This window comes from Streptomyces caelestis, assembly GCF_014205255.1.
Lineage (GTDB): Bacteria > Actinomycetota > Actinomycetes > Streptomycetales > Streptomycetaceae > Streptomyces > Streptomyces caelestis.
In genome coordinates, this window is record NZ_JACHNE010000001.1 from 5,389,437 (window position 1) to 5,404,377 (window position 14,941).

General features: G+C 71.5%; 10 protein-coding genes, 1 pseudogene and 1 riboswitch. Of the genes and pseudogenes, 4 read left to right on the forward strand and 7 right to left on the reverse strand.

Annotated elements, in window-relative coordinates; genetic code table 11:
• The first annotated feature begins 164 nt into the window (after positions 1-164).
• On the forward strand, positions 165-518 hold the full coding sequence (locus tag HDA41_RS24815; protein ID WP_184987289.1) for a hypothetical protein: 354 nt from the start codon (positions 165-167) through the stop codon (positions 516-518).
• Positions 519-902: 384 nt separating this feature from the next.
• On the opposite strand, the gene HDA41_RS24820 is transcribed toward HDA41_RS24815, so the two are convergent.
• From HDA41_RS24820 to HDA41_RS24830, 3 genes and pseudogenes are all read right to left on the reverse strand, one after another.
• Positions 903-1,361, reverse strand: a complete 459-nt coding sequence (locus HDA41_RS24820) for a hypothetical protein (protein WP_184987291.1) — start codon at positions 1,359-1,361, stop codon at positions 903-905.
• Between the two features lie 176 nt (positions 1,362-1,537).
• Positions 1,538-2,439 (reverse strand): annotated as a pseudogene (locus HDA41_RS43010) (TDT family transporter); the annotation flags it as partial.
• Between the two features lie 110 nt (positions 2,440-2,549).
• Positions 2,550-3,743: a C40 family peptidase gene (locus HDA41_RS24830; protein ID WP_184987295.1), complete on the reverse strand. Its 1,194-nt coding sequence runs from the start codon at positions 3,741-3,743 to the stop codon at positions 2,550-2,552.
• 8 nt (positions 3,744-3,751) lie between these two features.
• Positions 3,752-3,925, reverse strand: a riboswitch (cyclic di-AMP (ydaO/yuaA leader).
• Positions 3,926-4,215: 290 nt separating this feature from the next.
• Between HDA41_RS24830 and pcrA the strand changes: the two genes are divergently transcribed.
• Positions 4,216-6,696, forward strand: coding sequence for a DNA helicase PcrA (gene pcrA, locus HDA41_RS24835; protein ID WP_184987297.1), 2,481 nt, complete (start codon positions 4,216-4,218; stop codon positions 6,694-6,696).
• Positions 6,697-6,745: 49 nt separating this feature from the next.
• On the opposite strand, the gene HDA41_RS24840 is transcribed toward pcrA, so the two are convergent.
• Entirely contained in the window at positions 6,746-8,392 is a 1,647-nt protein-coding gene (locus HDA41_RS24840; protein WP_184987298.1) for a M23 family metallopeptidase, read from the reverse strand.
• Positions 8,393-8,497: 105 nt separating this feature from the next.
• On the reverse strand, positions 8,498-9,361 hold the full coding sequence (locus HDA41_RS24845; RefSeq protein ID WP_184987300.1) for an esterase/lipase family protein: 864 nt from the start codon (positions 9,359-9,361) through the stop codon (positions 8,498-8,500).
• Between the two features lie 500 nt (positions 9,362-9,861).
• Here HDA41_RS24845 and icmB point away from each other — a divergent pair, with 500 nt between their 5' ends.
• The gene (gene icmB / locus HDA41_RS24850) at positions 9,862-10,278 is read left to right on the forward strand and encodes a coenzyme B12-dependent isobutyryl CoA mutase small subunit (protein WP_086604196.1); all 417 of its coding nucleotides are present in this window, start codon (positions 9,862-9,864) and stop codon (positions 10,276-10,278) included.
• A 128-nt stretch (positions 10,279-10,406) separates the two neighbouring features.
• On the opposite strand, the gene HDA41_RS24855 is transcribed toward icmB, so the two are convergent.
• Both HDA41_RS24855 and HDA41_RS24860 read right to left on the reverse strand, forming a co-directional pair.
• Positions 10,407-12,104 (reverse strand): DUF5691 domain-containing protein, encoded by a 1,698-nt coding sequence (locus HDA41_RS24855; RefSeq protein ID WP_184987302.1) that lies wholly within the window; start codon positions 12,102-12,104, stop codon positions 10,407-10,409.
• Between the two features lie 157 nt (positions 12,105-12,261).
• Positions 12,262-13,617: an SWIM zinc finger family protein gene (locus HDA41_RS24860; RefSeq protein WP_184987304.1), complete on the reverse strand. Its 1,356-nt coding sequence runs from the start codon at positions 13,615-13,617 to the stop codon at positions 12,262-12,264.
• A 145-nt stretch (positions 13,618-13,762) separates the two neighbouring features.
• On the opposite strand from HDA41_RS24860, the gene HDA41_RS24865 reads away from it, so the two are divergent.
• On the forward strand, positions 13,763-14,938 hold the full coding sequence (locus tag HDA41_RS24865; protein WP_184987306.1) for an ATP-binding protein: 1,176 nt from the start codon (positions 13,763-13,765) through the stop codon (positions 14,936-14,938).
• Positions 14,939-14,941 lie beyond the last annotated feature (3 nt).

Genomic DNA, 14,941 nt, shown 5'->3' on the forward strand with positions numbered 1-14,941 from the left:
TGATCTCTTCTCGCCGCCGTCGACTTAACTCAGCGTGATGACCGATGGGCCGAATCACGGGCACGGGACGGCTGACGGGTGTTATGGGGCGCATATATGCATCCGACGGGGTCTGACGGCCCGGTGTCGGGCGGCTGTGGAGCCCCTGATTAGGCTCCGGCCTCATGGACGTACTCATCCACCTCTTCGTCGGCCTCCACATCATCGGCATCGCAGCCCTCCTGGGCGGTTTCCTCACCCAGATGAAGGCGATGGGCGCGGGCACCGCCCGCTACACCCCCGCGATGCTGCACGGTGCGCTGACGATGCTGGTCACCGGTGTGATCCTGGTCGGCCTCAACCAGGCCGACGACCAGACCGTGAACAACATCAAGATCGGTGTCAAGCTGGCCCTGCTGATCGTGATCCTCGGCCTGGTCTACGTGAAACGGGACGACGAGAAGGTGGACAAGGGCCTGTTCGCCCTGGTCGGCGCGCTGACCGCGGCGAATGTCTTCATCGCCGTCCTGTGGACCTGACCCGGCCGGGCAGGACGTAGGCCGGGCCGAGGCGAACGCCCAGGCGGTGACCCCGAGCCACGCGGCCACCGCGACCCACAGCAGGGCCTTGTGCGGCCCGGGAGGGCTGGATGTGGCTGAACAGGGCCTGCCAGTGGTGGCCAGCGAGGAGTGGCCGTCCGGTTCTCCGGGGCGCCCTGGCTGCTGATTGCGGTGTGCGCGCCTTGTGCGGTCGCTGTTTACGGAGCGGACAGCAGGGCGTTCCTCAATCCTGCGCGCGCAGTTCTACGGCAAGAACAGGGTTATAGACGGACCGGACGACGGCTTCATGGCCGAGATCACTTCGTAGGCGTCCTCGGCCAGGTGCGGGGGCGGCTCGGGAGACGCGAGCCGTCCCTCAGCAATCTAGGCGCTCGGCCAGAACTGTGCGATGTAGCGCTCGACTCCGTGCACCACACCGTGCTGGGTCTGCGCAGATGCCGCCTCACGGCCGGTGCACACCACTCGCACCGTCCAGACGCCCGGCCCGTCCGACAACTCGATCGCCTCTGGCATCGGTCCTGCCGTCATCCCCCTGGCGCGCAACTTGCCCGAAGAACAAACGATGCCGGCCAGGGCTGTCTCATCCCACTCTCCGGCCGGCACGGCCGGCTCCCCGTCCCAGATCTCCACCGTCAGGGACGCGGTGTGGGTGTGCCCGGCACTGTAGAAATCAAGGCGCCCAGGGTGAGCAGTGAGGAACGTGCCGCTCTCGAAACCCTCAGGGAACAGCACAGGAACCTGCGTGTCGTCGAAGTCCTGCAAGGCCCATCCGTTGTAGTCCACATTCACCGGATACTCCTGGCGCCTGATCAGGCCGGCCACGTCACCCACCCCTTGCCGTCGTCTGGTGCGAGGCACCCCAGCATCGTCGATCTTCGGCGGCGAGATCACTGCGGAACCAGCCTTTGCGCGGCGAGGCGGCGCTAGCTGCACAGGCAAGACATGGGCCTCGGCGCTCTTCGAGAGACCATGCAGGTGGCTTGGCTCAGTCATTGAGACTCCCCGAGGCCGTCGAGCCAGGCGACGTCGAGGGCGGCGGCGACGGCCAGCGCCGCCGCTGCCGTCTTGGCCCAGGTGAACACGGTCGCCCAGCGGCGGATGCCGGTGCGGGCCCGGGGCCGCAGGAACTCGGCGGCGAGCAGCGCGGCACGGCAGGCCAGGGCGAGCACGAGCAGCACGACGGTCGCGTGGCGCAGGACACCGCGGTCGTCGTCGTTCCACAGGTACAGGCGTGCGCTGTCGGAGCTGATCGGCCGCGCCCCGGCCAGCGCCGAGAGGGCCAGCGCCCCGCCCGCGAGCCAGTGGTCGCCGCGCCCCTCGGTCACCTGCCGCACATCGAAACGGGCCAGGGCGAGGACGTACAGCACGAGCCCCAGCCAGAACAGCACCAGCGCCGCGTGCGTGAGCCAGGCCGCCGACTCGGCTGCGGCGAGCGTGGCGCCGAGCACGGCGAGGCCCTGCGTGGCCCTGCAGCGTGCGAACACCGTCCCCGGCCCGCGCCGCTCCCCGTCCTGCGCGGGAAGGGCCAGCGGCAGCGGCCAGAGGAGCACGGCCAGCACGAGCAGTGCCGCGGCCAGAGACTGCGAGCCGGCCGCCGAGAAGCCGGCGCCCAGGACGGCCGTCGCCGCGCGGTGGTGAGGGCGGCCGTCGCCACGGTGTCCAGGAGGCCCGGCACCCCCGCGTACGCCCGCCCCCTCGTGCCGGCCGGCAGCAGCCGCAGGGTGAAGTTCGCGGTGAGCATCAGCCAGGCCGCGCAGGCCAGGCCGGGGGCGATGCGTGAGAGGGCGCCGTACCCCGCCAGATCCAGACCGACCGACAGGGTGCCGGTCGCCAGCACGGCGGCACTGGCGGACGACGCTCGCTGCGCCCACCAGGTGGTGGAGGGGGAGGGGCCGGGCATGGGCCCGATGCTAGGAGGCGCCGCGCGCGTTGCGAGCGGGGCACGCGCGCGTGCGCCTCACAAACGCGCGAGCACCCTCACGCGCGCGTGCCCTCGGTGACGTACGGGCCTCAGGCCGGCCGCACCACGCTGCGGATCGACGACTCGCCGTCGTAGTAGATCGACTCCTCGCGCACGTAGGTGCCGGGCTTCGGGGCGTGGATCATCATGCCGTTGCCGATGTAGATGCCGACGTGGGTGATGTCGTCGTAGAAGAAGACCAGGTCACCGGGCTGCGCCTGGGAGACGGGGACCGTGGTGCCGGAGTCGACCTGGTCGTAGGTCGTGCGCGGCAGGGTCACACCGGCGGCCTTCCACGCGGCCTGGGTGAGGCCGGAGCAGTCGTAGGAGCCGGGGCCGACGGCGCCCCAGACGTACGGCTTGCCGATCTGGGCGCGGGCGAAGGCGAGCGCCTTCTCGGCCTTGGTGGCGTACGAGGAGTCGGCCGGGGCCGTCGCGGAGGACGCGCCGGACCCCGCCGAAGCGGACGAGCCGGAGCCCGCCGACGTGGAACCGCTGTCCTGCTGCGGGGCGGCCACCTCCTGCGCCTGCTGCTGTGCGGCCTGCTGCCGGGCCAGCTCGTCGGCCTTGCGGGCGGCCTCCTGCTGCTTCTCCCTCTCGATCGCCGCGAGCCGCGCCTTCTCCGCGGCGGTCAGCTTCGACAGCAGTTCGCGCGCGTCGGCGAGCTTTCGCTGGACGGTGGCCTTGGCCGCCTTCAGGTCGCCCTGCGTCTCGTTGAGCGTCTCGAGGCTCTCGGTGGCCTCCTGGCGCTGCTTCATCGTCTCGGACTGCTGGGTGACGTACTCGTCGACCGCTTCCTTCTGACGGCCGGTCATCCGGTCCATCAGCTGGGTCTGGTCGAAGTAGTCCTGCGGGGTGTCCGCGAGCAGGAACGTCGCCGTGTCCGGGGCGGAGGCGCCGGTGCGGTACTGGGCGGCGGCGAAGGAACCCAGCTTCTCCCGCGCCTCGTTGAGCTTCTGGGTGCGCTGCGCGACGCCGTCGAGGAGGGTGTCGACGCGCTTGCGCTGCTTCGCGGTCTTCTCCTTGGCCGCGTTGTACTTGTCGGTGGCCGACTCGGCCTGGCGGTAGAGGTCGTCGACCTTCTTCTCGACTTCCTCCAGGCTCGGCTTGCCGTCGGCATCGGGGGCGGCGTTGGCCGACTGGGAGAGCAGGGCCACGGATGTGAGGGCCGCCGTTGCGAGGGCGGGGGTCCGTATGCCTGCGACGCGCGTACCCGCGGGACGCGACTTGCGGTGCGACGCCAAGGGAGGCGACTCCTTCCATGCTCCGCCTACCGGGTTAGCTGTCGGGTTCGGGCGGGTATATCGGAAGGGTTGCCCTACGGCCGTCTCCGCGCAGGGAGTCGGGCCGATTCACCCCAGAGTTCTCGGTTGGGTCCCCGGCTCCGGCTGCCGCTGCGGCACGCCGGACTCGGCGGAGGCCGCGCGGCCCGGCGACGTTCGCCGGTGGGGGTCGTGCGGCCTGCCCGCACGGTAGCCAACTCGTGTGGCCCTTGTGAAGGTTGATGGGTGATATGCCCGATACATTTTCGTGACCTCATTCCGAAGTGTCGCCGAGAGTGATCGGTCGACGAGGGTTGGTCACGAGTCGTCCGCAAATGTCACAGCCGTAGCAGGCTGTGATCATGCGGGGGTGCAGGGTGACGAAGGGGTCGTTTCGGCGATGTTCTCAGGGCGGCGGCGGGCTGTCAGTGGGGCGCCCTAGACTCGGAGAGCGATGAGCAGCCTCTTTGACGACAGCTTCCTGGCGGACCTCCAGGCCCAGCGGGGCCCTGCGGACGAGCCCCCGCCGCCACCCGAGGACGATCACGCTCCGGAGCCGGTTCCGGACGATCTGTTCGGCGGGAAGTTCGACGTGCCGCCGGACCGGGACGCCTACTACCGCGACGGCGCCCCACGCCCGGTGGTGGACACCGCCGCCCTCCTGGAGGGGCTGAACGACAACCAGCGCGCCGCCGTCGTCCACTCCGGCTCCCCGCTGCTCATCGTGGCCGGCGCCGGCTCCGGCAAGACCCGCGTGCTCACCCACCGCATCGCCCACCTGCTCGCCGAGCGGGGCGTGCACCCGGGCCAGATCCTCGCGATCACCTTCACCAACAAGGCCGCGGGCGAGATGAAGGAGCGCGTCGAGCAGCTCGTCGGCCCCCGGGCGAACGCGATGTGGGTGATGACCTTCCACAGCGCGTGCGTGCGCATCCTGCGGCGCGAGAGCAAGAAGCTCGGCTTCACATCCTCCTTCTCGATCTACGACGCCGCCGACTCCAAGCGCCTGATGGCCCTGGTCTGCCGTGACCTGGACCTCGATCCCAAGCGCTTCCCGCCGAAGTCCTTCAGCGCCAAGATCAGCAACCTGAAGAACGAGCTGATCGACGAGGAGGACTTCGCCGCCCAGGCCTCCGACGGCTTCGAGAAGACCCTCGCCCAGGCCTACGCGATGTACCAGTCGCGGCTGCGCGAGGCGAACGCCCTCGACTTCGACGACCTGATCATGACGACGGTCAACCTGCTGCGCGCCTTCCCGGACGTCGCCGAGCACTACCGCCGCCGCTTCCGCCACGTGCTGGTGGACGAGTACCAGGACACCAACCACGCCCAGTACGCCCTCGTCCGGGAGCTCGTCGGCACCTCCGAGCACCCCGCCGACGTGCCGCCGGGCCCGGACGACGTCCCGCCCGCCGAGCTGTGCGTGGTGGGTGACGCCGACCAGTCGATCTACGCCTTCCGTGGCGCGACGATCCGCAACATCCTCCAGTTCGAGGAGGACTACCCGGACGCGACGACGATCCTGCTGGAGCAGAACTACCGCTCCACCCAGACGATCCTCAGCGCGGCCAACGCGGTCATCGAGCGCAACGAGTCCCGCCGCCCCAAGAACCTGTGGACCAACGCGGGCGCGGGCGCCACGATCACCGGGTACGTCGCCGACACCGAACACGACGAGGCGCAGTTCGTCGCCGACGAGATAGACCGCCTCACCGACGCCGGCGAGGCGAAGGCGGGCGACGTCGCGGTCTTCTACCGCACCAACGCCCAGTCCCGCGTCTTCGAAGAGATCTTCATCCGCGTCGGCCTGCCCTACAAGGTCGTCGGCGGTGTCCGCTTCTACGAGCGCAAGGAGGTCCGGGACGTCCTGGCCTACCTGCGCGTGCTGGCCAACCCGGAGGACTCGGTGCCGCTGCGCCGGATCCTCAACGTGCCCAAGCGGGGCATCGGCGATCGCGCCGAGGCGATGATCGACGCCCTGGCCCAGCGCGAGAAGATCAGCTTCCCGCAGGCGCTCAAGCGCGTCGACGAGGCGTACGGCATGGCCGCGCGCTCCACCAACGCCGTCAAGCGGTTCAACACGCTGATGGAGGACCTCCGCACGATCGTCGAGTCCGGCGCCGGACCGGCCACGGTGCTGGAGGCCGTCCTGGAACGCACCGGGTACCTCGCCGAGTTGCAGGCCTCCACCGACCCGCAGGACGAGACCCGGATCGAGAACCTCCAGGAGCTCGCGGCCGTTGCCATGGAGTTCGAGCAGGAGCGCGGCGAGGACGAGCGGGGCACCCTGTCCGACTTCCTCGAACAGGTCGCGCTGGTCGCCGACTCCGACCAGATCCCCGACGAGGAGGACGGCGACGGCGTCATCACGCTGATGACCCTGCACACCGCCAAGGGCCTGGAGTTCCCGGTCGTCTTCCTGACCGGCATGGAGGACGGCGTCTTCCCGCACATGCGTGCCCTCGGCCAGGCCAAGGAGCTGGAGGAGGAGCGGCGCCTGGCGTACGTCGGCATCACGCGCGCGCGGGAACGGCTGTATCTGACGCGGTCCACCCTGCGCAGCGCCTGGGGCCAGCCGTCGTACAACCCGCCCTCCCGGTTCCTGGAGGAGATCCCGCCGGCCTACCTGGAGTGGAAGCGGACGGGGGCGACCGCGCCCGCGTCCTCCGGGCCGGTCTCCGCAGTGGCGGCCTCGCTGTCGTCGTCCCGCTCGCGCTCGTCGGCGTCGGGCGCGTCCGGTTTCGCCACCCGCCGGACCTCCGAGAAGCCGGTCGTGGCACTGGCGGTCGGGGACCGGGTCACACACGACCAGTTCGGGCTCGGGACCGTCGTGGCGGTGAAGGGCACGGGCGGGAACGCCGAGGCGACCATCGACTTCGGGGACACCAAGCCGAAGCGGCTGCTGCTGCGGTACGCGCCGGTGGAGAAGCTGTAGTCGTACGAGTCAGCCCCCGTTCGCCCGACGGGCGGGGGCTGCCGGGACGTTACGCCGGGTCGATGCCGTGGCTGCGCAGCCACGGGAGCGGGTCGATCGCCGAGCCGCCGGCCGGGCGCACCTCGAAGTGCAGATGAGGGCCGGTCGAGTTGCCGGAGTTGCCGGAGCGCGCGATCGGGTCGCCGGCCTTCACCGTCGTACCGGAGGGGACCGTGTAGGTGGAGAGGTGGCAGTACCACGTCTCCGTGCCGTCCTTCGCGGTCACGATCATCATGTTGCCGTAGGCGCTGTTCCACTGGGTGCGGACGGTGCCGTCGGTCGCGGCCATCACGGTCGTGCCGTAGGAGACGGGGAAGTCGATGCCGGTGTGCAGGGACATCCAGTTGATGCCGGACTGGCCGTAGTAGGCGCTGAGTCCGTGCCGGGCGACCGGCAGGGCGAACTTCGGGCGCAGCCGCTCCTTGCGGGCCGCCTCCTCCGCCGCGCGCTTGCGCTCGGCCGCCTGCTGGGCCTTGAGGTCGATGCGCTCCTGGGTACGGCTGGCCCGGTCGGCGAAGTCGTCGGCGCCGGCGGCGAGGCTCTGGAGCTGCGTGTCCAGTTTGTTGTTGGCGGCGGCCGGCTTCACCGGCTGCGCGTCCGCCGCGGTCGTCTGTGCCTCCACGACGGCGTCGTCGGTGAGGCTGCCGACCGAGGCGGCGGCGATCCCCGCGACGCCCATCACGCACGCCGAGGGCACCGCGATGGTCAGTAGCGCCGATCGCTTGGGGGGCGTACGGCGGCGGGAACGCGACCCGGCGCGCGAGGCCGCCCGTGAGGCGCGCGGGCCGGCTTCTTCCTGGTCGTCCAGGAGCGGGGTGACGGTGGGCAGTTCGCCGGTGGCCGGCTCACCGCCGTCCGCGGCGGGGTCGGGGTAGGCGGCCCCGGCGGCTTCGTCGTAGGCGACCTGCTCGAACGTCGCGGTCTCGTGCTGCTCGAAGGTTTCGCCGTGCTGCTCGTACCCGTCGGGGGCCGGTGTGGCGGCGCCGTCGGTGTTCCACTGCGTGGCGTCGTAGGCACCGGTGTCGAAGGCCTGCGTGCCCCATTCCCACTGCTGGGTCCGGTCGGCGGGATTGCCGGACTGGTCGGGCTGGAGCCAGGCACCGGCGTCCCACTGCCCGGTGCTGTCCGGGGAGGTGGCCTGCGGCGGGATGACCGAGAGCGGCTGCTGTTCGGCCGTCCAGGACGTCGTGTCGTAGACCCCGGTGTCGTAGGAGGCGTGGTGCTGGGCCGCGTACGCGTCGTAGTGCGGGTTCTCGTGCGTGCCGGTGGGCCACTGGCCGGTGTCGTATGTGCCCGTGTCCTGGCCGCTGCCCGGGAGGTCGCCGAAGAGGGGGTCCGTGGCGAAGGTCGCGGTGGCGTGGCCGGTGGCGTCGAAACCGGTGCCGTCGGTACCGGTCGCGTCAAATCCAGTGGCGGCGTAGTCGCCGTACGTGGTGAAGTCGCCGTACTGGGCTTCCTGGGTGCCGTGCGACGCGTAGTGCGCCGAGTCGGCTTCGGAAGCCGGAGCCGGGGCCATGGTCCCCGACGGGTGACGGTCGTTCACCAACTTCTCTTTCGCCTCGACAACAGGGGCTGCCAGAGCAGTGCGGCGACTGTACCCGGCGGTACGCGGGCACGACAATCTTCGGCAGGTTTCGCGCGCGCAGGAAACGGGCATTCGGCCGTGTTTTGGCGGACTGCGGGCACGAGTTTGGCCCTGTGTTCGAAGTTTGTTCGAGCTTGATCGGTGCTTCGACGCTGTGTGTCTGCTGTATGACGAGTCTCAGGCCACCGTTAGGCCGCCCGCCCGGCCGGCGGACGGTTCACCCGGGCGAGCCGTGTCGAGAACCTGCCGTATTCCGCTGGCGACGGCGGGGTGCACGGGCAGGGCGAGATGGCCGATGCCGGTCACCCGCACGTTCTCGACCGTCAGATCCGGATGATCGATACAGGCCGTCTCCAGTGGATCCATCACGTGGTCCAGGTCGCTCCAGAAGCTGACGAAGTGCGTACGGCAGCCCGGGGCCGGCCGAGTGAGCTCCTCGAGCACCGGTGAGCCGGGGCGCATCTGGCGCACGATGGGGTGCGCGTTGGCCAGGGGCACCACTCGGGTACCCGAGTGCGGCGTGCCGAGTGTCACGAGGGTCCGCACGCGAGTGTCGCCGCCGAGCCGCTGCACGTAGTAACGCGCTATCAGGCCGCCGAGGCTGTGCCCGACGACGTCGACCTGCGGGGCGCCGGTGCGCTCGCAGACCTCCTCTATGTGCCGGCCGAGCAGCTCGGCCGCGGCGCGTATGTCGCAGGTCAGCGGCGAGTAGTTGAGGGACTCGATCTGCTGCCTGCCGTGCTGGGCGAGGCTGCGGCGCAGCAGGACGAAGACCGAGCGGTTGTCGATGAAGCCGTGCAGCAGGACGACCGGGGGCTTTGCCTCCGTGGGCAGTTGGGCGGCGCCGTCCGCGGGCAGGGCGGGGACGGGGGCCCGTCGCTCCTGGGTGATGCCGGAGGGATAGAGGAGGAGATGCCCGGCCAGGATCGCCATCTCCAGGGCGGTGGCCTTCAGGAGCGCCAGGGAGACTCCCGCCAGCCGGCTCGGCAGCAGTCGCTGGCAGAACGGAAGAAAGGGCAGAGCAGCCCTGGTGACCTTCATGGCCGACCTCCTGTCGGCACGCAGGAGGGTAGCCGCCCCCCGTGTGCCCTCGTGGAAAGCAGCGGCGAAGACGGCCGATGACTGCGTGAGCGGCGTGAGCTGCGGGGACTGAGCGCGGCTTGTGGCGCGTGGGACGCCGGTGGTGCGACGAGGTCCCCTGTCGGTGCGCCGACGAGGCTCCCCGCTGTTGCGCCGTGTCTGCCCTGCGTGCTGTGCGTGCCCTGCGTGTCCCGCGCGCCTTCGCCGAAGTGCCGTACCGCCGCTGTGCGTGGTGGGTGGGGCGGCGGTACGGCTACCTCGTCGCGGCTCCCCTTGCGCTTGTCCCATCGTGTGATTTCCCCCTCGGTCCGCACCGCGAAACTGCCGGTTGCGGGATCCTGGAGATAACGTTCGTTCACTTGCCCGGACGTTTCGGGGCGGGGTGTCCGTGCTGTACGGAGTGCGCGATGTGTGCGGTACTTGTCGGTACGGATGGATGTAGTCGCTTCATGGAGGCAGTGATGGGTGTGGCAGCCGGTCCGATCCGCGTGGTGGTGGCCAAGCCGGGGCTCGACGGCCACGATCGCGGGGCCAAGGTGATCGCACGGGCCCTGCGCGACGCCGGTATGGAGGTCATCTACACCGGGCTCCACCAGACTCCCGAGCAGATCGTCGACACGGCGCTCCAGGAGGACGCCGACGCGATCGGGCTGTCCATTCTCTCGGGCGCCCACAACACGCTCTTCGCGGCGGTGATCGACCTGCTCAAGGAGCGGGACGCGGAGGACATCCTGGTCTTCGGCGGCGGGATCATCCCCGAGGCGGACATTCCCCTGCTGAAGGAGAAGGGCGTCGCGGAGATCTTCACGCCCGGCGCGACGACGGCGTCGATCGTGGAGTGGGTCCGGGCGAACGTCCGCCAGCCGGCCGGGGCGTAGGCCTCCGGCGGTGGCGCCGGGGTTCGTGCCGGTCGCCCGGGGCGCCGCCGGTGGGCGATTGCCCTCGACGGTGACGGCGACACGCTCGGCCGCTGCGGATCCTGTCGGCTCCGTGACGCGGGCAGGGGTCAGGGAGTGTTGAGCTCCTCGATCATCGCCGCGCGCAGGCGCAACGTCGTGACCAGGCGCTGGAAGGCCTCCGCCCAGTAGCCGCCGGCGCCCGGAGACGCGTTCTCCGGCTCCTCCGGTACGGCCAGCAGGGCGTCGAGGCGGCCGGCCTCGGACGGGTCCAGGCAGCGCTCGGCCAGGCCCATGACTCCGCTGAAACTCCATGGATAACTCCCCGCGTCCCGCGCGATGTTGAGCGCGTCCACCACCGCCCGGCCGAGCGGCGGCGCCCACGGCACCGCGCACACCCCGAGCAGCTGAAAGGCTTCGGACAGGCCGTGCGTCGCGATGAAGCCGGCCACCCACTCGGCCTGCTCGGCGGCCTCCAGCGTGCCGAGCAGCTTGGCGCGTTCGGCCAGGGACACCGCGCCCGGGCCGCCCGCCTCCGGTGCGGAGGGCTCCCCGAGCAGCGCGCGCGACCACTCGGCGTCCCGCTGGCGCACCGCGGCCCGGCACCACGCCGCGTGCAGTTCGCTCTGCCAGTCGTCCGTGACCGGCAGCGCCACTATTTCCGGGGGCGTCCGCCCGCCCAGCCGCCGTGACCAGGTCCCGAGTGGGGCCGCTTCCACCAACTGGCCGAACCACCAGGACCGTTCACCGCGTCCGGCAGGCGCCTTCGCCACGACGCCGTCGCGCTCCATGCCCGGATCGCACTCATGCGGCGCTTCGACGGCGATCGTCGGCGTGGCCACGGTCGCTGCCGAAGCCGCGGTACCCCCTGCTGCCTCTGTGGCCGGGGTTACCGCGGTGGCCTGGGTGTGGTCGATGGCCACGCACGCCTCCGCCCTGACTGCCATCCGCGCGGCGAGCGCCGAACCGGGCAGCGCCGACAGCAGTTCCGCCGCCGTTGCCCGGACGTTGCGGCTGCGGTCGGACAGGGCCTGCTCCAGGAACGGCTCGTCGTCCGGGCCCAGGCCTGTGCGCAGCGAGTCGAGGAACATCAGCCGGTCCTCGGCGCGTTCCGTCGCCCAGGTCGTCTCGAGCAGTTCGCGCGCGGCGGCAGGTTCGCGGGAGCGCAGGGCGGACAGGAGGGCGACCCGTTCGGCGAACAGGCCCTCCTGCCAGAGCTGCCGGACGCTGTCGTCGTCATCGAGAAGCGGCAGAGTCGCTCCGCCGCCCGGTGTCGAGCGCAGGGCGAACCGCCAGTCCGGGTTCAGCCGCGCCAGCCACAGAGCCCGCGGCCCCGCGAACTCCAGCGCCGCCGGACGCAGGTCGGTACGCCCCCGGGCCGCGTCCAGCAGCGCGGGAAGCATCTGCGGAGGCGGTGCGAAACCACGGGCGTTGGCCGCCGCGAGCCACTGGGGGAGCAGTTCCGTCAGGTCGGGCGCGGTGCCCCGGCGTCCGCCGCCCGACGTGCCGGAGCGGTCGGCCAGCAGGAGCGCGAGTCTGCGGGCGGCCGCCGGCGGCAGAGGCGGACGCGGGTCCTCCGGGGCCGGCTGCGGACGCTCCGCCGCCCGGGCCGGACGCAGTCCGGCCCGGCGTCGTACGGTCTCCACGGCCGCCGCGTCCAGCAGGGCCACCGGCGCCTCAGGGCCCGGCCCGGCGCCGGGCGGGGTCCCCGGCGTGGTGCGCCGGTCCGTGCCCAGCAGAGCCGTCGTGACGAGCCCCTCCCAGGCACCCGTCGCGGGCGCGTCCACAGGAGCGGAGGTCCTGTTCATGAGCTTCCTTTCCGTGGGGCGCCCGGGGGTGGTTGAAGGCTCACCCTTACCGGTTGTCCCGGGATGCCTGAAAAATTCGTGGATTTGAGAGAAGGGTGGGTCGGGCCGGAAAGGCCGGGCCGCCGACATGGGCGCTGGTGCCGGCGTTGGCTACGGCTCAGCACAGGGATATCGCGTCACCCGGGCCCTCGGGCCAGGCCGTCAGCGGAGTGAAGCCCTGGTGGCCGCATTCGCCGAAGACCCTGACCGGAGCGCCGCCCGACAGTGCGACGAGCCGCCACAGGCCTGGCCGGGAACGCGCGGCCGGAGTGAGCGGCAACGCCGCGTCCTCGTCCGCGTCCGCCAACTGCCAGGAGTCGCCGTCCGGGGTGGGGACGACCCGGTCCAGCGTCACCGGGACGGACTCCAGCCACGGATCGTCGCGCAGGGCGTCGCCGTAGCGGGCGGCCGCCTGGGACGTCGTCACCCCGCGCGGGCGTATCGCCGTCGGCGCGGGCGGTGCGAACTGTTGGCCCAGGGCCACCCGCAGCTGCCCGGCGCCCGGGTAGGCGGACACCTCGGCCTCCAGAGTCAGCCCCACCGGCAGCGCCAGCTCGGGGGCGCGGCCGGCGGCGCCGTAGGAGAGGAGCAGTACGGTGCGGTCCGAGTCGGCGCCGTACAGCCAGATCCGGCGGGTCGTCAGGCGGGTGTCCGCCGTGTCGTACTGGGCGAGCACCATCCAGCGGTCCCGCACCGGCGGGCCGTCCGCGGAGGCCGGCAGACCGATGCGGGAGCGGACCGTGGCGGCGAGGGCGTCGGGCAGCCGCTCGCGGCGCAGCCAGCCCTGCCCGAGGAGATGCAGCAGCGCGCACTCCTCCAGCAGACGCACCGGCCAGCCCGGCCCGGTGGACGGGATCGCCCCCAACTCCCGCACCCGTCCGGCCAGGCCCTGCGCCTGGGCGTCGACCATGCGGGCCGCCGTCTCCTCCCACAGGCCGTAACCCGACTGTTCCGCCGTCGCGAGGCCGGCGCGCAGCAGATCCGCCAGGCGCTGCTCCAGCTCCACCGCGCCCGCCGTGACGCGCTCTGCCCGCCGCTCCGCCCGCCGCCGCGCCGCGTCCGGATCAGCGGACCCGGACGGCGCACCGGAGTTGTCCCCGGCCTTCTTTTCCTCCGCGCGCTTACGCCGCCCCGCTATCCACTGCTCCGCCCACTCCGGAGTTTCTCCCGTCGGCACCGCCCCGTCGCCGCCCGACCAGAGCAGCAGCAGCCCGAGCGCGTGCTTGCACGGGAACTTGCGGCTCGGGCAAGTGCACTTGTACGCGGGCCCGGAGGCGTCCGCGATGTCGACGATCGTCTGGTACGGCTTGCTTCCGCTGCCCTTGCACAGCCCCCACACCGCCCCCTTGTCGGAACTCCCCGTCTCGGACCACGGCCCCGCCGCGCCGAGTTTGCTCCCCGCTTTGCGTGATGCCGCGTCAGGCGCCAGTGCCAGCACCTGGTCCGCGGTCCAGCGCACCCCCTGCTGAGTCATGCCATCGAAGGTAGATCCCACCACTGACAATCGGGTCCGCGAGCGCCACCGGCTGGGTGTTTTCGCAGGTCAGAACGCATTGTCAGTGGTGTGGTGCAACGTGGATGCCAGATCCGAACCGGCCGAGCTGGAGGGGGACTCAGCCATGCCTGTGTCCGTAGAACCGACGTCCGTCGACCCGAGCCAGAACGGGTCCGCGCCCGCGAACGCGGGGGCGGGCGCACCCGCGGACGTGACTGAGGCGGAAGCACTTCGGCCGCACGCCGAGGACGCCTTCGCCGGTGAACTCGCCGCGCTGTCCGCGCAGGACGACCGTCCGCGCCCGGCCCGCTGGAAGCTCTCGCCGTGGGCGGTCGCGACGTACCTGCTCGGCGGCACGCTGCCGGACGGCACGGTGATCACACCGAAGTACGTCGGCCCGCGCCGCATCGTCGAGGTCGCCGTCACCACGCTCGCCACCGACCGCGCCCTGCTCCTGCTCGGCGTGCCCGGCACGGCGAAGACCTGGGTCTCCGAGCATTTGGCCGCGGCGGTCAGCGGCGACTCCACGCTGCTGGTGCAGGGCACCGCCGGCACGCCCGAGGAAGCCATCCGGTACGGCTGGAACTACGCGCAGTTGCTCGCCCACGGCCCCAGCCGCGACGCCCTCGTGCCCAGCCCGGTCATGCGGGCCATGGCCGAGGGCATGACCGCCCGCGTCGAGGAGCTGACGCGTATCCCGGCCGACGTGCAGGACACACTCATCACGATCCTGTCGGAGAAGACGCTGCCGATACCGGAGCTGGGCCAGGAGGTGCAGGCGGTCCGCGGCTTCAACCTGATCGCCACGGCCAACGACCGCGACCGCGGGGTCAACGACCTGTCCAGCGCCCTGCGCCGCCGGTTCAACACGGTGGTGCTGCCGTTGCCGGAGAGCCCCGAGGCCGAGGTCGACATCGTCTCGCGTCGCGTCGACCAGATCGGTCGCTCCCTCGACCTGCCGGCCGCGCCCGACGGCCTCGACGAGATCCGCCGGGTCGTCACGGTCTTCCGAGAGCTGCGCGACGGGGTCACGACCGACGGCCGGACGAAGCTGAAGTCGCCGAGCGGCACGTTGTCCACGGCCGAGGCGATCTCCGTCGTCACCAACGGACTCGCCCTGGCGGCCCACTTCGGCGACGGCGTGCTGCGGCCGGGCGACGTGGCCGCGGGCATCCTCGGCGCGGTCGTCCGCGACCCGGCGGCCGACCGCGTCATCTGGCAGGAGTACCTGGAGACGGTGGTCCGCGAGCGGGACGGCTGGAAGGACTTCTACCGCGCCTGCCGGGAGGTGAGCGTGTGAGCG

Excerpts from the sequence above, each read along its gene's own strand:
- HDA41_RS24865 (WP_184987306.1), top strand. The coding sequence starts at position 13,763 with ATGCCTGTGTCCGTAGAACCGACGTCCGTCGACCCGAGCCAGAACGGG.
- HDA41_RS24860 (WP_184987304.1), bottom strand. The coding sequence starts at position 13,617 with ATGACTCAGCAGGGGGTGCGCTGGACCGCGGACCAGGTGCTGGCACTG.
- HDA41_RS24815 (WP_184987289.1), top strand. The coding sequence starts at position 165 with ATGGACGTACTCATCCACCTCTTCGTCGGCCTCCACATCATCGGCATC.
- HDA41_RS24845 (WP_184987300.1), bottom strand. The coding sequence starts at position 9,361 with ATGAAGGTCACCAGGGCTGCTCTGCCCTTTCTTCCGTTCTGCCAGCGA.
- HDA41_RS24855 (WP_184987302.1), bottom strand. The coding sequence starts at position 12,104 with ATGAACAGGACCTCCGCTCCTGTGGACGCGCCCGCGACGGGTGCCTGG.
- pcrA (WP_184987297.1), top strand. The coding sequence starts at position 4,216 with ATGAGCAGCCTCTTTGACGACAGCTTCCTGGCGGACCTCCAGGCCCAG.
- icmB (WP_086604196.1), top strand. The coding sequence starts at position 9,862 with ATGGGTGTGGCAGCCGGTCCGATCCGCGTGGTGGTGGCCAAGCCGGGG.
- HDA41_RS24840 (WP_184987298.1), bottom strand. The coding sequence starts at position 8,392 with ATGCCCGTTTCCTGCGCGCGCGAAACCTGCCGAAGATTGTCGTGCCCG.